The following is an 18,908-nucleotide window of genomic DNA, read 5'->3' on the forward strand; positions in this document are numbered from 1 at the left end:
TTTAATACTGCGATGTTGCCCATGTTCGACAACCTGCGAAAATATGCCGCCGCCTACGCGGTGGCAATCGGCGGCCTGCTGCTGACCTGCCTGTCGTCGTGGAACGTGCGCGAGGAGCTGCAGAGCAGCCACCTCAAGGAATTCCAGTGGGCGGCCAGTGACCGCGTCGAGTCGCTGCGCGCTGTTGTCGGGCAGGGGCTGGACGCGCTGCTCGAGATTCGCGGCCTGTTCTACGCCGCGCAGGGAATCGACGATACCGAATTCAACGTCTTTACCGACTCGATCCTGCAGCGTCGGCCGTACATCGAGAGCCTGCTCTGGGCGCCGCTGCAAGCGCCATCGGAGCTGGCCGCCGGCAGCCCACCGCTGGCGCGGGGGGCTGCGCAGGGGTCAGCGCATTTGCCAGTGCATTTGCCAGCGCATTTGCCAGTCCTCCTGGCCGCGTCGCGCGGCGGCTTCGGGCCAGCGCAAGGCGTCGACCTGAACGCCAGCAGCGAATTGGCGATGCTCTTCGCGCGCGCCACCGAGAGCGGCAAGATTGCCGTCAGCGGGCGCCTGGCGCTGGCGCGGCCGGGTCAGGAAAACTTGTCGGTAATCTATGCCGTGTTGCCGGTCTACGCGCCGGCCAGGGCGCGCGCCGGCGCCGCCCGCCCGACGCCGGCCAGTTCTGGCAAGCCGCTCGGTTTCGTGGTCGGCGTCTACAACGTCGAGGAACTGGTGCATGTCGCGATCAGCCTGCTTGAGCCGCGCGGTGTCGAGGTCCTGGTGCGTGACGATTCGGCCGCTGGCGAAGCCGAGTTCGTGCACTTTTACGCCAGTCGGCTGGAGCCCGGCAGCGTCGCCACCGCGGCCGGACTGCTCCCCGAGCACGACCAGGATCAGCCACGGATGGTGGCGACGATTGACGTCGGCGACCGAAGCTGGTCGGTCACCTGTGTGGCGACGCATACCTTTCGCAGCGCCGAGGCATTCAACGAGGCGCATTGGTTGGTAATGGCCGGTGGCTTCGTGTTTACGGCGCTGCTCGTTTTCTACCTGGTGCACAGCCGCCGCGAACTGGATTATCGAATCCGCCTGGCGCAGACCATCCGCGAGCGCGAAGAATTGTTTCGGCAGCTGGCCGAAACGGTCGACGTCGTTTTCTGGGCGACCAACGCCGACGCTACGCGGCTGGAGTATATCGGCCCGGCATTCCGCCGGATGGCCAGTGCACAGGCGCCGCTCGACAGCAGCTCGCCGTCGCTGCTGCTCGAGGTCTTCGCGCCCGACGACCGGCATACCCTGAGCGCCGCGATCGCTCAGCTGCAGAGCGACGGTGGCCGTTTCACGGTGGTGCTGCCGGTGGTCGCTGGTCCGCGCGCCGACAACGATAGCCGGTGGTTGCGCGTCTGCGGCTTTCCGGTGCGCGAAGCGGGTGGCGAGCTGAGCCGCATCGTCGGTTTTTGCGAGGACATTACCGAGCACAAGGTGGCCGAGGACGCGCTGCGCGACTCGGAAGCGAAATTGCGGACGCTGTTCAAGAACTCCCCGGACCTTATTTTTACGGTCGATCGTCAGGCCAAAATCCTGTTTACCAACCGCGCCTTGTCGTACCCGCTGGGCGGTGCCGGCGAGACGCGATCGGAGCTGATTCTGCCGCCCGACGTTCGCCAGGCTTACCTTGAAAAACTGTGGCGGGTATTCGCCAGCGGCCAGATCGAGCATTGCCAGTACGCCGCCAGCGACGCCACCTGGTGGGAAGTCCGGATGGTGCCGATCAGTTCGGCGAATGCGGCAAACGTGGTGATCGCGGCGATGGTGGTGATCACCGACATCACCGAGAACCGGCAGCTGCAACGGCAGGCGATTCGCAGCGCGCGGCTGGCGTCGCTCGGCGTGCTGTCGGCGGGCATTGCGCACGAAATCAGCAACCCGAATCATGCCATCATGGCCAATGCCGCCTTGCTGGGCCGCATCTGGCACGACGCCCTGCCGATCCTCAAGGAGTATGAGGACGAGCAGGGCGATTTCCTGCTGGCCGGCTTGAACGCGGCGCAAGCGCGCGAAACGATTGCCCGCGGCATGCGCGACATCGGCGAGAATGCCAAGCGTATCCAGACGATCATCGCCAATCTGAAGCATCTGGGCAAACAGGATGGTGGCCATATGGATGAACTGGCCGACGTCGGGAGGATCCTCAGCGCCGTCGTGGCGCTGCTCGACGCCCGTATTCGCAAGCACACCGACGTCCTGACGCTGGAGCTGCCGGAGGCCCTGCCGGCGGTGCGCGGGAACGTCCAGCAGCTCGAGCAGGTATTCATCAACGTGATCATCAACGCCCTCGAGTCTCTGCCCGACCGGAGCCGCTCGGTCAAGGTTTCCGTCCGCCTCGACAGCGCCAACAGCCGCATCGTCGTGCGCGTCAAGGATCGCGGCCAGGGGATCAGCGAGGATGTCCTGGCGCAGATCGGCGAGCCCTTCTTCACCACCAAGGCAGACAGCGGTGGCACCGGGCTGGGCCTGTCGATCTCGTCGTCGATCGTCGAAAAACACGGCGGCGTCCTGCGCTTCGCGTCGAACAAGAAATTCGGCACGACGGTCAGCATCGACCTGCCGATCAGCACGGAGGAGTGGAATGAAAGAGCAATCCCTGGTCGCCCTGCGGTGCTGCTGGTTGATGACGACGAGTCGGTCCTGCATGCCACCGCGGCGCTGCTGCAGAGCGCCGGGGTGGCCAACGTCCAGATGTTCAACGACAGTCGCGAGCTGCTGCCGGCGCTCGAGCGGCAGCCGGCCAGCGTGCTGTTGCTCGATCTCTTCATGCCGCATCGCACCGGCGAGGAGTTGTTGCCGGAGATCGTGCAGCTCTATCCGGAGCTGCCGGTGATCGTCATGACCGCCGCGCAGGACGTCGAGACCGCGGTGCTGAGCATGAAAGAAGGCGCCTTCGACTACCTCGTCAAGCCGGTCGAGGAAAGCCGCCTGCTGGCGAGCGTCCGGCACGCGCTCGAGGTGCAATCGTTGCGCCGGCAGATGGGCGTTCTCAAACACTATCTTCTTCGGTTGTCCTGCAACACGGCGAGGCCTTTGCCGGCATGATCACCAACAGCCGCAAGATGCGGGCTCTCTTTCAGTACCTCGAGGCGGTGGCCGTTTCGGCCGAGCCGGTGCTGATCTCGGGCGAGACCGGTGCCGGCAAGGAGATGTTCGCGCATGCCCTGCACAAGCTCAGCGGTCTGAGTGGGCAATTCGTCCAGGTCAATGTTGCCGGCCTCGACGACACGCTGTTTTCGGACACCCTGTTCGGCCATCGCAAGGGGGCTTTTACCGGTGCCGACCAGAATCGCCCCGGCTTGATCGCGCAGGCGGGCGGCGGCACGCTGTTCCTCGACGAGATCGGCGACCTGTCGATGGCCTCGCAGGTCAAGCTGCTGCGTTTGCTGCAGGAACACATGTACTTCCCGCTGGGATCCGACGTGGCGCGGCCGAGCGACGCCCGCGTCGTCTGTGCGACCAACTGCAAACTGGCGCAGATGATGCGTCAGAACCAGTTTCGTTCCGACCTGTTCTTTCGTTTGTCGGTGCATCAGGTCGAGGTGCCGCCACTGCGCGAGCACAAGGAGGACATCCCGCTACTGCTGCAGCACTTTCTCGACGAGGCCGCTGCGGCGATTAACAAGTCTGCCCCCGAGCCGTCGAACGAACTGTTGACGCTGCTCGCCAACTACCATTTTCCGGGCAACGTCCGCGAGCTGCGGGCGATGGTCTTCAACGCCATGGCGCTGCATCGCGGCGGTTCGGTGCTGGCCATGGACAGCTTCCGGCAGGCCATTCAGAAGCAGCAGAAAGCCAATGCCGACTACCCGCTCGCCGAGCCGACCGACGGGCTGCCGGTCGTCATCCCGGCGCGCTTCCCGACGCTTGACGAGGTCGAGGAGGCGATGGTCAAGGAGGCACTGCGGCGGGCCAAGGGCAATCAGGGCGTTGCCGCGACGCTGCTCGGACTCTCGCGTCCGGCGCTCAACAGACGCCTGGCGCGGCGAGTGACGCAAGAATCCTCCTGAACCGGCGACGCCGTCGTCGTGGCCACGGCTGTGCTTCGCCGCGCCCGCCGCCGAGGCCCTTGTTTGCCGTCCGCCCCTGGCAGCTGAGCACGGCCCCGGGGAGCTCTGCCCCCGGTGTCGCGTTTCGTTAATGACAGGCACGGCAATCGAGCACTTTCGATCGCCTTTGCAGGCGCTTTGCAGGGCATTTGTGATGACGGTGAGGTAGTCGGCGATGCTGTTTTGTTGCACCCCGTGGTGCGTGCGGCGCAGCGGGCGTGAGCGCCGCCGAGGTGCGCCATTTCGCGTTTTTCCGGACGCTGCACGGCGCTGGCACGAACAATGCTTAAGTCAAGCAGGTCGGCGCCCGTCGGCTCGCTCTTGATCGGTAAAGACCAATCATGCTGGCCGCTAGCATCGCTGTACCCTCATGCACGCGCTGGATCGTGCCCCAAGCGATCATTGATCTCGATGAAGTCATTAACGGCTGCCACGCCATCGTCGTCAAGCTCTGCTGAGCATCGTTCGTCTGGGAGCCCGGGGACCGTCGCCGCCAGCTCGTCTGCCGGCGCTTACAGCCGCGCATCGCCTGGTTTGCGGAGCTCGCTCGCCGGGTTTCTCGTGCTGCCCCTGGTCGTCGTGTCGCACCTGCAGACTTCTTCGCCATGTTTCCAGATGGTGTACTTTAACTCCCGGGAGCTCGTCAGATGGATATCGGACGCGAACTCGCTCTTTCCCTGACGCCTGGGGCGGCCGGTCGACTGCTCAAGCATCCGCTGTTGAGCGAGGCCGGCGCCATTCGCGAGCGCGTCATCATCGATACCTGTTTCGACACGGCGGATCTGCGCCTGCAGCGTGCGCAGCTTGTGGTGCGCCAGCGCCACGATGGCGCCAGCGGACAGGGCTGGGTGAGCATCAGCAGCGGAGAATTGAGCGCAAACGAGGATTCGCCAGGCGCCCGCTGGCAAGTCGCCGGCGAGCCCGGCGACTTCGACTTTTCGGACGTCAGCGATAGCGCCTTGCGCGAGTGGCTGGAAGCATTGCGTGACGACTTGCAAGCGGCGTTCACCTGCCGCTTCACCCGTAGCGCGTGCTTGCTGGAGCCACGCCCCGGGGTGCGTATCGAACTGGCGCTCGACCGTGGCCGGATCCTTGGCGGCGGCCGGCAGCAGGCGATTTGCGAGCTGCGGCTCGAAGTTCTTGCGGGGTCTGCAGGCGATCTGTTCGCCGCCGCCAGCGTCTTGCAGCGCGACTTCTCCTTGCACCCGCTAGCGCTTGGCAAACAGCAACGCGGCTACCGCTTGCTGGCCGAGGAGGTGCCGCCAGCGGTCAAGGCGATTGCCGTCCGTACCGACGCCGAGATGAGCGCCAGCAGCGCATTTCGCCGCATTGCGCTGGCGTGTCTGGGTCAGTTGCAGGGCAATGAGCAGGGTGTTCGCGAGAGCGACGACCCCGAGTTCATCCATCAGGCGCGCATCGCGATACACCGTCTGCGGGCGGCGCTGCGCATCTGGCGGCCGCTGCTGCCGGTGGCGTTCGTGAACCGTTTCGATGCGCAGTGGCAGGCGCTCGACGAGCAGCTCGGAGAGGCGCGTAACTGGGATGTATTCCGGGTCGAGACCTTGCCGAGGATCGCCCTGGCGCTGCCGGCTGGCGGCGAAAACGGCCGTCTGTCGAACTACGCCCAACGGCGCTGCGCACTCAATCGCGAGGCGGCGCGGAGCGCGCTGCAGTCCGACGACTACTCGCGCTTGCTGCTCGAGTTCACGGCCGGCGTGCTGGCGCTTGGCGAAACCGACGAGCGGCGGCTGGACGCTTTCGCGCTCACTTGCCTGGACAAGGCGGCGAAGCAGGTCAGCCAGCTGGCTGGCGAGGCGCTGCTTGGCGCCGCCGCGGCGCGCCATCGATTGCGGATTGCCTACAAGCGGCTGCGCTACGCGCTGGAGTTCTTTGCCGCACTCTTCCCGGGTGAATTGCTACGCAACTACCACCTCTCGGTCAGTGGTCTGCAGGACGTCCTCGGGCGGCTGAACGACCTGGCGGTTGCCGCTCAACTCAGCGAAGAGGTACTCCCCGGCGAGCCGGGTAGCGCCATCCGGAGTTGGCTGAAGGCGCAGGGCGAAGCCTTGCTGCCGGAGCTTCGCGGTTGGCTGAATGACTTTCGCCGCTACCCGGCGCCGTGGCGGAGTCAACAATGAAGAGTGCCTGGCTGCCAGGCAGCGAGTTGCTGGGCGGTGCTTGTGGCGTGCGTTGCGGCGCGCTGGCGCCAGGGTGTAACGCTTCGTGTTTTTGGCGAATGCCGCTGATGCTGGCTCATGGCCCTGTATTCAATGACTTATTTATATAAGTGGCCGGCTTATTCTGGCGGCGGCGCTTCGTTGTGTTACACCCCTGCAGAGGTCTCGGCCGACCCGGAATCTTGCGGCCATGTGACTGATCTGGAGCAAGAACTGCCGAAACATCGATCGATGGCACGATATCTGCTTTACCCCCTTGGGCGAAACCGTTTGCCACGCTTGATCGGGCCCGGCCAGAGGCCTTGCCAGTCGTTCTGCAGCTGACCACCGGCAAGGGAAAAGTCAGGATAGCCGTTTCGCTTGAGCGGCCCGAAGCTCCACCGGCAGGAACGGCGTCGAGGCAATCAGGCGGCAAGCGATTCTTCGTTTGCCGGCAATGCCGATGTCGGTGACGTCATCAACGAGAATGGCGCGAAGAAGGCGGCTGTGGCGGCACTATTAATTACATGAGCATTCCACCGCCTACAAGGAGAGTCAGATGGACAAAAGCAAGCTGCGTTTATTCCACACCACCAAGGAAGTGGAAATGCACTTTGATTCATTTCTGGACACCCTTTCCCAAGGCGGCATGGCGTTTTGCGCCGCTGTCGGGACGTACGTGGACTCGGGGGGAAATGGCGACCTGGCGGCCAAGCTGCATCAACTCAATGAACTGGAGCACAAAGGCGACGACTTGCGTCGCCAGGTCGAACACGAACTCTATACCCTGGCGCTGATCCCCGATTTTCGTGGCGACGTATTGAGTTTGCTGGAAGACCTCGACTGCCTGCTCAATGTCATGGAAGAGACGATGGTGTCGTTCGACATCGAACGGCCCGCTTTTCCCCAGGAATTGCACGCCGACCTCAGGCTACTGGCGCAAAACGTGTCGTCGGCCGTCGAGAGCGCCGTGCTCGCCTCGCGCGCCTTCTTGCGCGACATTCAGTCGGTCCGCGATCACCTGCACAAGGTGATGTTCTACGAGAAGGAGGCCGACCGTCAGTCGGACAAGCTCAAGCGTGCCGTCTTCGCTTCTTCGCTGCCGCTGGTCGAGAAGTTGCACCTGCGCCGCTTCATTGACGCGATCGACCATATCGCGGACGAATCCGAGGACGTCGCCGACTGGCTGGCGATCTACACCATCAAGCGTTTGGACTAAGGCCAGGGAGAAACCCGAACTATGGATCCTACGATATTCCTCTACCTGTCCAGCGGCTTGTTCCTGGGGTGGTCGCTGGGGGCCAACGACGCCGCCAACGTCTTCGGTACGGCCGTCGCCTCGCGAATGGTCAAATTCCGGACGGCGGCGATCATTCTGACGCTGGGCGTGATTCTCGGGGCGATAGTCAGTGGCGCCGGCGCGGCTCACACCCTCTCCAAGCTCGGCTCGATCAACGCGCTCGGCGGCGCTTTCATGGTCGCCTTTTCGGCCGCCGCCGTGGTTGCCTGGATGACCATCGTCGGTCTGCCGGTGTCTACTACGCAGGCCGTCGTCGGAGCGATCATGGGCTGGAACCTGTTCACCGGTTCGGTCACCGACTACAGCGTCTTCAAGACCATTTGTGCCACCTGGATCGCGAGTCCGCTGCTCACCGGCTTCTTCAGTTACTTCATCTACAAGGGGGTGATGAAGCTGCTTGAGAAATCGAAGATTCACATCATTCGCCTGGATGCCTTGACCCGCGTCGGTCTGGTCATTGCCGGCGCCCTGGGCTCCTACTCTCTGGGCGCCAACAACATCGCCAACGTCATGGGAGTGTTCATCGGAGCCAATCCGTTCAAGGACTTCCATGCCGGCGTGTTCGAGTTCTCCGGTCTGCAGCAGTTGTTCCTGCTCGGTGGCCTGGCGATTGCCGTCGGTGTCTTCAGCTATGCCAAAAGAGTGATGTTGACCGTCGGAACGTCGATCGCTCCGCTGACACCGGTCGGTGCCTTCGTGGTGATCATCGCCACCTCGCTGGTGCTGTTCCTCTTCGCCTCGGAAGGCCTGGAGTACGCGCTGGCTTCGATAGGCCTACCGACGATCCCTCTGGTACCTGTATCGAGCTCGCAGGCGGTAGTCGGCGGGGTGATCGGCATCGGCTTGATCAAGAACGCTCGGAACATCAAGTGGAGCGTCGTCGGGCGCATTGTCGTGGCCTGGGTTCAGACGCCTCTGGTGGCGGCGCTGGTGTGCTATGTCTTCCTGTTCTTTCTGCAAAACGTCTTCGGGCAGACGGTGTACAACCCTTCCGAATACCGTCTCTCGGAACAGGTGCTGGCGCACCGTGGCGATGTCGGCGACGCCAAGGCGCTTTCCGCGGTAATTGGCGAGAGCTTTCCCACCTCGGGCAAGCTCAAGAGCGCCATCGACAAGGCGCTGCCGGACCTTGATTCGAAGTCCGTGCTGAAGCTCGTCGACGACTCTCTGGTGGAGAAAATCACGGTCGATCCAGCCCAATTCAAGGCTCTGGAAAAACTGAATGTGATCCAAGCCGAGCGCCTGGCGGCCTTGCGTACGCTGAGTGGCAGGACCTTCACTTACCGTTGGGAACTGATTCAGGCGCTTGCCGACGCCTCGCCCGACTGGAAACTGAAGGCCAAGACTGCCCTCAACAAGCCGTACAACAAGGAGATCCAGAAAGACCTCGATCTGGTGATGGACGCCTACGTCGCCAAGATGAAATGAAGCAAGTCGTCGCCACGCGAAGCGGCAATGGGCGTCGGCTGGCGTCGGCTCGGATGCCCGGGCGGGGTGAGCGGCTGGCCGTAACAAGGCAGGCGTGGGGCTCGCCCCGCGCCGCTGCTCCTGCCAGCGGCTGTCGGCTTTGGCGGACCGCCAAGGGCGTGTCCGCCAGCCGCCTGCCGGCGTGCCTGGCGGCAATCGCTCGGCGGCTAGCGTTTGGCGAAAGTGGCGTTGCATGCTGAGCGAAGCCGAGCGGGGTCAGCAGGCGCTGCCGCGGCCAGCAGTCGCGCTTGCCAATTGCCATTTGAGCTACGCAGGCGAGCTGTCCCTTGACGACCGGGGTATTGCCAGAACGACTGAGCCGTCCACTGCGGTCGTTTGGCAGTGGCCTGGTGGCGCCGAGGAGAGTGAGCGCGGTGACCTTGCCGGGGTTGCTCGGGAGGCACCTGCAGCGATCTCTCGGCAGCGCGAGCTCGCGCTGGCGTTGCTGCGGCGCTCGCGGCACGACGGCTTGCCGTTCGCTTTTGTAGCGTGCGATGGTGGCTACGGGCATCTGCTCCTCCAGGAACTCGACGGCGCGGGGGCAACCTTCGTCGCCGAGATGCATGCCGATCACGCCATCTATCTCGACGACCCGCTGCCGCAAGTGGCCGAGGAAGCGGCTGGCCGCTCGACGCTGGTTCGAGCGTCGCTCAGGTTGCGTAGCCGACCCACAGCCACGTCGGCGATCGCCTGGATGTCGGCTTGCCCGTCAGGGCAATGGTGCCGACTGTCGATCAGCGATGGCGGCAAACGCAAGCGGCGGGCCGACTACCTGACACAGCGGGTATGGGTCTGGGATGGCAAGTCGGCGTCGGCTGACTACTGGCAGCTGCTGCTGCGCCGAGATATGGACGGCCAGACGCTCAGTTTCTGCATGACCAACGCCCAGCCTGGCGCGTCCTTGCGTGAGCTGGCGGAAATGCTGGCCAGGGCCCTGGCGTCGCGCGGCGCACCCGCGCGGCGGCCACGAGCACGTTCCGTATGGCAATGGTGATGCCTGCCAGCGATGATCCAGGCGAAGTGTTTCCCCGACATGATTGAGCGACTGACCGACGCCAGCTGGCCGCGCGCCAGGACGAGCGGCGATCGATGAGAATGCGCAAACAGATCTTCAAGAGCGATGCACTAGAACGGGCAGTACAATTGCGCGTCGCGCGACGGGTCGGAGAATTCGGCGGCGTCGCGGACGATGCGCAGAAGTCGTAGAGTGGGATCTCCGGGGGTAGCCGCCCGGCTTGGTCAACACGTTGCAGGCGCAGCGATTGTCGCTAATTGTCGAAAGCCGGCCCTTGTCCAGGGTAAGCCGCTGCGCTCAAGTTTCTTCTTTCGGAAGTAAGGCCTCCGGCTACATTGGCCGGGCGCTGACGACCGACAGTGTGTACGAGCACCCGACGCCGCTGAGGCAATTGCCTTAGACTGCGTCTTCCTGGCCGTGCCGCGGATCATTGATCTGCAGCACGGCCATTTTTTACTTGCCGGACGGGAGGTCTGTGGCCGTGGATCTGACATTGAATATCAAGAACGACAAGCTGATCGGCGATTTCTGGGGCGGTCTGGCGTCGATGCTCGTCGCGCTGCCCTCGGCAATCGCCTTCGGCGTCACCATCTACGCCGCGATTGGTCCCGAGTACGCGGGCCTCGGTGCACTCGCCGGGATTCTCGGGACAACCGCGCTGGGCCTGGTTGCACCGACTCTCGGTGGCACCAATCGGCTGATCACCGCGCCGTGTGCGCCAGCGGCGGCAGTGTGCTCGGCCTTTGCCATCGAACTCGTGCAGCACGGAGTGCCGGCGGCATTCATTGTCCTGATGTTGACCGCCCTCGGCCTGGTCTGCGGGATCGTGCAGCTGCTCCTGGGCTTCCTGGGCGTCGGCGGCCTGATCAAGTACATCCCCTTCCCGGTCGTCAGCGGTTACCTCAGCGGCGTTGGGCTGATCATCATCGGCAGTCAGATCCCGAAATTCATGGGCGTGATGGACGGCCTGTCGTGGTGGCGGGTGTTGGCCGCGCCCGATCTGTGGCAATGGCAGAGTGCGCTGATCGGCATCGTGACGATCGTCGTGATGCTCGGCGCGCAGCGCGTCACGCGGCTGGTACCGGCGGCGATTCTCGCTTTGCTGGGCGGCGTGATCACCTATTTCGCGATCGCCTATACCGTCGATGACTCCTTGCTGGTGATGGAGGGTAACCGGCTGATCATTGGCCCGCTTGGTGGCACGGCTTCGAGCCTGCTGCAGGCGATCACCGGTCGCTGGCAGGAAATCGGCGAGCTCAAGCTCAGCCAGATCGGCGCCTTGCTCGGAACGGCGCTGACGCTGGGCGTGCTGCTGTCGATCGACACGCTGAAGACCTGTGTCGTTCTCGATACCTTGACGCGCAGCCGGCACGATTCGAACCGCGAATTGATCGCGCAAGGTTCCGGAAACATCGCTTCAGCGTGCGTCGGTGGCATGCCGGGAGCCGGACAGATGGGCGCGACGCTGGTCAACCTGACCAGCGGCGGCCAGACGCGTGTTTCCGGGGTCATCGAAGGCGTGTTGTCGCTGATCACCTTTCTCGCGCTGGGAACGTTCATCGCCTGGATTCCGGTCGCTTCTCTGGCGGGGATCCTGATCATCGTCGGCATTCGGATGATCGACCGGCATAGTCTGCATCTGCTGGAGTCGCCATGGACGCGCTTCGACTTCTTCGTCGTCGCCACGGTGGTGGCCGTGGCACTCACCTACAGCCTGATCGCCGCGTCGGGAGTCGGCATTGTCCTGGCCATGTTCCTGTTCATCCGCGAACAACTGGGCAGTACCGTGATCCGGCGCAAGCTCGACGGCAGCAACCGTTTTTCAAACCGGGTACGCTTGCAGCAGGACATGGAAGTACTCGAAAAAGAGGGGGGACAGACGGCGATCCTGGAATTGCAGGGTAGCTTGTTCTTCGGCACCAAAGATCAGTTGTATCAAGCACTCGAACGGGAAATCAGCACGCGCAAGTACCTCGTTCTCGACATGCGCCGCGTCCAGTCGGTCGACGTCACGGCGGTACATCTGCTCGAGCAGATCAGGGACTCCTTGATCGAACGCAAGGCTTTTCTGATCTTCAGCGACGTCTCGCACACGCTGCCCAATGGTCGGAATATCGGCGAACTCTTCGAGCAGATGGGACTGACCAAGATGACCGAGCACGTCAAGGTCTTTGGCCAGCTTGACGACGCGCTGGAGTGGATTGAAGACCTGATCCTCGACACGGATCCCGAGAACGAGGTCGAGGTGCCGCCGCTGGAGCTTACCGATATCGAGATCTTCAGCGACCACAAGGACGAGACCCTGGTTGACCTCGAAGCGTGTTTCACGCGACGTTCGGTCGTCAAGAACTGCAAGGTGTACTCCTTCGGTGACCCCGGTAACGAGTTGTTCCTGATTCGCAAGGGTGCGGTGCGCATCACGCTGCCGGCTCCTGGCGAGCTCCCGGGCCATCACGCGTTGACCTACGGCCGCGGCGACTTTTTCGGGGGGATGGCGTTTCTGTCGGAGATGTCGCGCTTCAATGACGCCATCGCGCTTGAAGACACCGAGCTCTTTGTCCTGCAGCGCGACCAGTTCGCGAAACTCAGGGAGGAGCACAAGCGCTTGGCGTGCGAGCTGGTCGAGGCCGTTGCCAAGGTGCTGGCGCTGCGCTTGCGCTACTCGGACAAGGAACTGATGGCCATGCAGGACTAGTTTTCAAAGAGACCCCGTCCGGCTTTGGCCGAGCGGGCCGCCGCCGCTAGTGGTTGCCTGGACGGTCTGCGGCGACGACGAAGGCAGGCGCTTGCGCGGCGCCATCGTCCGTCATTTGCAGCGCTTGAGGCGGTCGGCGTGCAAGCCCTCATCCGCTTGCCGGTGGCACGTCTGGTCGTCGGTCAAGGTGCTGATATAAGGTCGCCGTCGGTCGCCAGCAGATCGTCAGCGCGGGCCCCGCTTCGGCTATGACAGCTCCGCAAAAGTGTTCGAAAAGAAGCCGCCTGAGGGCGCCTGCCTGGCGCTTCCAAATTGCTGCCAGATGGTCGTCACGCGGCGCCGTCTGTTGCCCCGAGGCCCCTGCGCTCCGCTAGCCAGGCAGCTGACACAGAAGCGCTTTTCGGCTGTTTGCGGCTGTCGAAGATGCGCGCTGCGCGGCCCCCCGCCGTCCGCTTTCCTGCGGAAAACCACAATGGTCCGTCGCCAGGCGATCGGTCAGAATCTCGGTCGAACTGGAGGTCGCAGGCCATCAGCGCCAGCTGTCGCGGTACGGCGTTTTTTTTGGCGCTTGCTGCCTTGCCAGCGCGAACGACCGTATCAAGGGGGAAAAAGCTCGCCGTTGCTTGCGCTCTTGGGTGCGAAATTGTTATTTTTCACGGCACAAGGCAGCCGCCTTGTAGTACCAATAAGACGATATATTCATATGTGGTATTTATTCTGGATAGGAGATTCCATGAAGCACATGAACAAGATCAGCGTTGCCCTGACCGCTCTGGCTCTGGCCTTTGCCGCCACATCCGCCTCGGCAAAATGTGAGAAGGGCGAAGTTATCGCCAAGCTCAGTCACGTGACCGGTGGCTCCACGCATCCCAAGGTGGTCGGTTCCAATCGCCTGGCAGAACGGGTCAACAAGGAGATGAAGGGCAAGTTGTGCATCGAGGTTTATCCGAACAGCACGCTGTACGGCGATAGCAAGGAGCTGGAGGCGCTGCTGGTCGGCGATGTGCAGTTGCTGGCGCCCTCGCTGTCCAAGTTCGGTTCCTACACCCCTAAACTGGGCGTCTTCGATCTGCCCTTCATCTTTGTTGATATTGACCAGGCGATCCGCTTCACCCACTCGCCCGAGGGCAAGAAGCTGCTCAAATCGATGGAAGGCGTCGGTTTTGTCGGCCTCGGTTACTGGATGTCGGGCATGAAGTACTTCTCGGCCAACAAGCCCTTGATCCTGCCCACCGATGCGAAGGGGATGAAGTTCCGCGTGCAGACCTCCGACGTGGCCAAGGCGATGATTGCCGCGATGGGTGCGTCACCGCAGCCGATGGCCTTTGCCGAAGTCTATGGCGCGCTGCAGACTGGCGTTGTCGATGGTCAGGAGAACACCTGGTCGAACATCTATACCCAAAAGTTCTTCGAGGTCCAGAACAGCACGACGGAGACCAACCATCAGTTGCTGGCCTATATGTTGCTCACCTCGGCCGACTGGCTCAACAGCCTGAAACCCGCCGTCCGTGATCAGTTCCTGAAGATCGTTGACGAGGTGTCCGACGAAACCAACGAAAACGTCAAGAAGGAAGAAGCCCACAATCGCGAAAATATTCTCAAGGCTGGCGGGAAAATCAACAAGCTGACACCCGAGCAACGCAAGAAGTGGGTCGACGCCATGACGCCGGTGTGGAAGCAATTCGAGAAAGAGATTGGCCCTGATACCATCAAGGCTGCGGCTGGCTCATAAGTCGCCAGATTAAAAAGGGCCAGCTGCTGGCCCTTTTTATCGACCCGGCGAAGCGATCATCATCGATTGATTGAGCCGGGTCGCCGATTTTTCTATTGGCAGTGCGCGGCACAACAGGCGCGCCTGGTGTCGATTGATGTTTTTTTTGAATAGGACTGGGGGTGTTTGCCAGGGCCTCCGCACTCGGATAGCATAGTGCTTGTTGTCATACTCGATCAGCGGAAAATCGTTAACATTCATGGGCTTATGACAACCACTTGTAAACCCTGTTGAAATCAGGTCTACTCTCGTCTTTTGGACGAACGAAATGACTGTGACGACGGGAGTGAGCCTGATGTGCTGCTTGAGGGAAGTGGACGACCCGCGCAGACCCAGCAACGGGACGCTGCATGACTTCCAGGAGATTTTGGTGATTGCCATGGCAGGGGTACTCTCGGATTGTGACACCATCGAAGACATCGCCTACTGGGGGCGCCGGAAAGAAAAATGGCTGCGTGAATTCCTGGTGCTCAAGAACGGGGTTCCCTCCACGGAGACGTTTCTGCGGGTGTTCCGAGCGCTTGACCCGAAGCAATTTGAGGTCGCGTTTCGCCGCTGGGTGGCCGGGGTGGTCGGCGCCTTGCGAGGCAGCGTCGCGTTCGATGGCAAGACGGTGCGAGGTTCCGGCAGTGGTGGCGAAACCGCGATTCACATGGTCAGCGCCTTCGCTACGGAATTGGGTATTGTCCTCGGCCAGGAAAAGGTCGCCAGCAAGAGTAATGAGATCACCGCCATCCCGGAACTCCTCAAGGCACTGTATATCAATGGGTTGCTGGTCACCATCGACGCCATGGGCTGCCAGAAAACTATTGCTCGGCAGATCACGGATCAAGGCGGTGACTACCTGCTGGCGGTCAAAGGCAACCAGCCGACGTTGCTGGAAGCCATCGAGACCGAGTTCATCGACCAGTATCAATCCGAGGCCGTTGATCGCCACCGTCAGGCCCGCAAGTCCCATGGTCGAATCGTCGGACAGATCGCCTCGGTCTTGCCTGCGCAAGGACTCGTTGATCTGGCCGATTGGCCGAAGTGCCAGACGATCGGCCTGGTCGACTCCCTGCGCAAGGTTGGCGACAAGGAATCGAACTTCGAGCGACGCTACTACATCAGTTCTCGTGCCTTGACCGCCGAAGAGCTGGCGGCCGCGGTGCGAGGCCATTGGGGCGTAGAAAACCGCCTTCACTGGGTGCTCGACGTCAGCTTTCGTGAAGATGCCAGCACTGTACGCAAGGACAACGCCCCACAGAACCTCTCCCTCTTGAAGAAAATCGTTCTCAACCTGATTCGTCTGGATACGACCGACAAGACTAAAGCCAGCTTACGCTTGAAGCGCAAAGGAGCTGCTTGGGATGACGATGTCCGGATGACGATGCTGGGCCTCACACCGCTATGACAGCCGAGTGCGGAGGCCCTGGGGTGTTTGCCATGGGAGCTTACTGGTTTCACGGCGTCATAATAATTTTCTTGGCTGTCCTCTGGGCGCTGGAAAAGAAATTTCCGAAGGCGATGTCCAGCGCCGAGGAGGGGCTTCTCGTCGCAGTAATTACCTCGATCATGCTCGTGTCTTTTTTTCAGGTGATCGCCCGCTACGGCTTCAATACCGGCTGGTCGGCGGCACTCGAATTCAATACCACAGCCTTTTCCTGGCTGATCATTCTGGGCATGGGTTATGGCCTGCGGACCAGCCTGCACCTGGGTGTTGACATCATCATCAAAGCGGTGCCACCGCCAATGACCAAGGCGCTATCACTGTTCGGCGCTGCGTGTTGCGCGCTCTACGGCCTGGTCCTGCTCGATTCAACGTGGGTTGCCCTGCTCGGAGTCGATACCAAGGGGGGGGCCATCGAATATTGGCTGAAAATGTACAAGATCGGCATTGGCTCGGAGGAGTTGCACTACCCGGAATTTGTTCAAAATACCTTTGGTATTCAGGAGCGTATTCACCGCTGGCTGCTCCTGCTTATTTTGCCACTTGGTCTGGCGCTGATGTCCTTTCGCTCCTTGCAGGCTTTTGTCGATATAGCGACCGGCCGCCGTAAGCTTCTCATCAGTGGCCATGAAGCGGAAGACATGGTCGAAGAGAACAAGCACATCTTGAAAGATTAAACGACTAAGGAACCAAAGATGGACTCTCTTTTTCTTTTTGCAATGGTTCTTGGGCTGCTGTTTATCGGTGTTCCGGTCGGCGTCTCGCTGGGCTTGTCGTCGATTCTTTTTGTCACCTTCTTCTCGCACGACTCGCTCTCTTCGGTGGCCATTCAGCTCTTCGGGGCAGGGCAGAACTATACTCTGCTGGCTATTCCGTTCTTCATCCTGGCCTCGGCTTTCATGTCAACGGGTGGCGTGGCGAAGCGACTGATCAACTTCGCGATCGCCGCCGTCGGGCATTTCCAGGGTGGTCTGGCGATGGCGTCGGTGCTGGCGTGCATGATGTTTGCGGCCTTGTCGGGTTCATCGCCAGCGACGGTCGTGGCGATCGGCACCATCGCCATCGCCGGCATGCGGCAGGTGGGTTATTCGAAGGAGTTCGCCGCCGGCATCATCTGTAACGCGGGTACGCTCGGTATCCTGATTCCTCCGTCGATCGTGATGGTGGTTTACGCCGCAGCAACCGACGTTTCCGTTGGCCGGATGTTCCTGGCCGGCGTCATCCCGGGTCTGGTCGCCGGTATGATGCTGATGCTGGCGATCTACGTGGTGGCCCGGGTCAAGGGCTTGCCGAAAGAAGAGTGGCGGGGTTTCGGCGCCATTTTGGACGGCGCCAAGGAAGCTGGCTGGGGTCTGTTTCTGGTGGTGATCATCATGGGGGGTATTTACGGCGGCGTGTTTACGCCGACCGAAGCCGCCGTTGTCGCCGCCGTTTACTCGATTCTGGTCGCGCTCTTTGTTTACCGCGACATGGGTCCTCTGAAGGAAACGCCCTGGGTAGCGTCTACGGATAGCCAGGCCGCTCGCGTCGGTTTCAACGCCGGTGTCTACGCCGTATCGTTCTTCATGGTCTGGATGATCCTGTCTTTCTTCGCCACCGACGGCATGGAGGCAACCGGCACGATCCGCGCTTATTGGGGCTTGGGGATGTCCTCGGCGATCTTCGTCGGCTATCTGCTCAAGGTTGGTGGTGCGCATGGATCGGTCATGAAGTGCTTCATGGGTGGCATGGCTGTTTGGCGTCGAAACCTGGTCTTGCTGGCCAAGAGCTTTTTCCCGGCGCTGGTTGGCGCCGAGTCACGGGCGACCATCCTGCACGCGACGCGCACGACGGTGATGTTGATGTTCATCATCGCCAACGCCATGCTGTTTGCGCATACCCTGTCGGCCGAACAAATTCCACAGGACATCACCGCGTGGATGTTGCAAGCCGGCTTCACCTGGTTCACCTTCCTGATTGCGGTGAACATCCTGTTGCTGATCGGTGGCCAGTTCATGGAGCCATCGGGTTTGCTGGTGATCGTTGCGCCGGTGGTCTTTCCGATCGCCATGGAACTCGGCGTCGACCCAATCCATCTGGGCATCATCATGGTGGTTAACATGGAGATCGGCATGATTACGCCGCCGATCGGGCTGAATCTGTTCGTCACCTCGGGAATTACCAATATGAGCCTGGCGACGGTGGTCAAGGCGGCGATGCCGTTTGTCGGTGTCTTGATGATCTTCCTGGTCATGGTTACCTATATGCCCTGGCTTTCTACGGCTTTGCCGTACGCCCTCATGGGACCAGAACTGGTAATCAAGTAGGTATTCAGGCGGTTTCGCACCGCCTGCATCGAGTTGTCTGCCGCCGCCGACCACCACCAAGGTCGGCGGCGGTTTTTTTTTCGGCAAGCTGCCTGGGCTGGCTGCTGTTTCCCGGCCGTGCTGGGCAGCGATCGCTGATCGCCTGCCACCTCGTTTCGCATGGCTGTCGTGGCGAGCGCTACAATCGGCGCATGACTCCTTTCTATTGGCAACAAGCTTCCGCAGAACTGGCGCTTGGCGATGCCGTGCTGGCGACGCTGGTCGAGCGCTTTGCCGGCAGCGCCCTGGTCTCGCGCGGCGAGCCCTTCGTAACGCTGCTACGTTCGATCGTCGGGCAGCAGATCTCGGTGAAGGCCGCCGACGCGGTCTGGGCGCGCTTTATGGAGGCGCTGCCGGTGCTCACGCCAGCCGCCGTGCTGGCGCGTGACGCGGCGACTTTGCGTGCCTGCGGCTTGTCGCTGCGCAAGGTCGAATACGTTCAGGATCTGGCCCGGCGCTTCGACCAGGGGCAGATCGACGTCGATCACTGGGCGGCGATGAGCGACCAGGAAATTGTCGACGAGTTGACCGCCGTGCGCGGGGTCGGGTAAGTATTCGGTGAACCCGTAGCCCCCGCTTTTTTGGTCGGCGTGGTTCAGTCAGCGATTGGCGGGTAGACCGGAAATCTGGACTGGACACAGCAGCGGA

At 61.9% G+C, this 18,908-nt stretch carries 13 protein-coding genes; all 13 read left to right on the forward strand.

From position 1 onward, the window contains the following. The first annotated feature begins 12 nt into the window (after positions 1-12). The 13 genes from QZ656_RS14115 (at position 13) to QZ656_RS14175 (ending at position 18,811) form a co-directional block, all read left to right on the forward strand. Positions 13-3,078 (forward strand): response regulator, encoded by a 3,066-nt coding sequence (locus QZ656_RS14115; protein ID WP_366522166.1) that lies wholly within the window; start codon positions 13-15, stop codon positions 3,076-3,078. Further along, positions 3,075-4,043, forward strand: a complete 969-nt coding sequence (locus QZ656_RS14120; protein WP_366522167.1) for a sigma-54 dependent transcriptional regulator — start codon at positions 3,075-3,077, stop codon at positions 4,041-4,043. Before QZ656_RS14115 ends, QZ656_RS14120 begins: the two co-directional genes overlap by 4 nt. A gap of 686 nt (positions 4,044-4,729) precedes the next feature. Further along, positions 4,730-6,220 (forward strand): CHAD domain-containing protein, encoded by a 1,491-nt coding sequence (locus QZ656_RS14125; RefSeq protein ID WP_291994008.1) that lies wholly within the window; start codon positions 4,730-4,732, stop codon positions 6,218-6,220. Positions 6,221-6,619: 399 nt separating this feature from the next. Further along, positions 6,620-6,769: a hypothetical protein gene (locus tag QZ656_RS14130; protein ID WP_291994009.1), complete on the forward strand. Its 150-nt coding sequence runs from the start codon at positions 6,620-6,622 to the stop codon at positions 6,767-6,769. A 28-nt stretch (positions 6,770-6,797) separates the two neighbouring features. Next, positions 6,798-7,457, forward strand: a complete 660-nt coding sequence (locus tag QZ656_RS14135) for a DUF47 family protein (protein ID WP_291994010.1) — start codon at positions 6,798-6,800, stop codon at positions 7,455-7,457. Between the two features lie 21 nt (positions 7,458-7,478). Continuing rightward, positions 7,479-8,966, forward strand: a complete 1,488-nt coding sequence (locus QZ656_RS14140; RefSeq protein ID WP_291994011.1) for an inorganic phosphate transporter — start codon at positions 7,479-7,481, stop codon at positions 8,964-8,966. 232 nt (positions 8,967-9,198) lie between these two features. Next, complete coding sequence (locus QZ656_RS14145; protein WP_291994012.1) at positions 9,199-9,999, forward strand: transposase; 801 nt, start codon at positions 9,199-9,201, stop codon at positions 9,997-9,999. A 502-nt stretch (positions 10,000-10,501) separates the two neighbouring features. Beyond that, a complete protein-coding gene (locus QZ656_RS14150) occupies positions 10,502-12,715 on the forward strand; it encodes a SulP family inorganic anion transporter (RefSeq protein ID WP_291994013.1) in 2,214 nt (737 codons plus the stop codon). 742 nt (positions 12,716-13,457) lie between these two features. Continuing rightward, positions 13,458-14,447, forward strand: coding sequence for a DctP family TRAP transporter solute-binding subunit (locus QZ656_RS14155; protein WP_291994216.1), 990 nt, complete (start codon positions 13,458-13,460; stop codon positions 14,445-14,447). 334 nt (positions 14,448-14,781) lie between these two features. After that, positions 14,782-15,879: an ISAs1 family transposase gene (locus tag QZ656_RS14160; protein WP_291991628.1), complete on the forward strand. Its 1,098-nt coding sequence runs from the start codon at positions 14,782-14,784 to the stop codon at positions 15,877-15,879. Positions 15,880-15,911: 32 nt separating this feature from the next. Next, positions 15,912-16,592 carry a TRAP transporter small permease gene (locus QZ656_RS14165; protein ID WP_291994217.1) on the forward strand — a complete coding sequence of 227 codons (681 nt, stop codon included), beginning with the start codon at positions 15,912-15,914 and terminating at the stop codon, positions 16,590-16,592. A gap of 18 nt (positions 16,593-16,610) precedes the next feature. After that, positions 16,611-18,221, forward strand: a complete 1,611-nt coding sequence (locus tag QZ656_RS14170) for a TRAP transporter large permease (protein ID WP_291994014.1) — start codon at positions 16,611-16,613, stop codon at positions 18,219-18,221. 191 nt (positions 18,222-18,412) lie between these two features. Continuing rightward, positions 18,413-18,811, forward strand: a complete 399-nt coding sequence (locus QZ656_RS14175; RefSeq protein ID WP_291994015.1) for a hypothetical protein — start codon at positions 18,413-18,415, stop codon at positions 18,809-18,811. Positions 18,812-18,908 lie beyond the last annotated feature (97 nt).

It is taken from the genome of Candidatus Accumulibacter sp. ACC003, assembly GCF_907163085.1.
Classification (GTDB): domain Bacteria; phylum Pseudomonadota; class Gammaproteobacteria; order Burkholderiales; family Rhodocyclaceae; genus Accumulibacter.

What these genes read in the sequence shown, in the direction of transcription:
- QZ656_RS14165 (WP_291994217.1), top strand. Translation starts at nt 15,912, where the DNA reads ATGGGAGCTTACTGGTTTCACGGCGTCATAATAATTTTCTTGGCTGTC.
- QZ656_RS14125 (WP_291994008.1), top strand. Translation starts at nt 4,730, where the DNA reads ATGGATATCGGACGCGAACTCGCTCTTTCCCTGACGCCTGGGGCGGCC.
- QZ656_RS14120 (WP_366522167.1), top strand. Translation starts at nt 3,075, where the DNA reads ATGATCACCAACAGCCGCAAGATGCGGGCTCTCTTTCAGTACCTCGAG.
- QZ656_RS14135 (WP_291994010.1), top strand. Translation starts at nt 6,798, where the DNA reads ATGGACAAAAGCAAGCTGCGTTTATTCCACACCACCAAGGAAGTGGAA.
- QZ656_RS14170 (WP_291994014.1), top strand. Translation starts at nt 16,611, where the DNA reads ATGGACTCTCTTTTTCTTTTTGCAATGGTTCTTGGGCTGCTGTTTATC.
- QZ656_RS14155 (WP_291994216.1), top strand. Translation starts at nt 13,458, where the DNA reads ATGAACAAGATCAGCGTTGCCCTGACCGCTCTGGCTCTGGCCTTTGCC.
- QZ656_RS14160 (WP_291991628.1), top strand. Translation starts at nt 14,782, where the DNA reads ATGTGCTGCTTGAGGGAAGTGGACGACCCGCGCAGACCCAGCAACGGG.
- QZ656_RS14115 (WP_366522166.1), top strand. Translation starts at nt 13, where the DNA reads ATGTTGCCCATGTTCGACAACCTGCGAAAATATGCCGCCGCCTACGCG.
- QZ656_RS14140 (WP_291994011.1), top strand. Translation starts at nt 7,479, where the DNA reads ATGGATCCTACGATATTCCTCTACCTGTCCAGCGGCTTGTTCCTGGGG.
- QZ656_RS14145 (WP_291994012.1), top strand. Translation starts at nt 9,199, where the DNA reads ATGCTGAGCGAAGCCGAGCGGGGTCAGCAGGCGCTGCCGCGGCCAGCA.
- QZ656_RS14175 (WP_291994015.1), top strand. Translation starts at nt 18,413, where the DNA reads ATGACTCCTTTCTATTGGCAACAAGCTTCCGCAGAACTGGCGCTTGGC.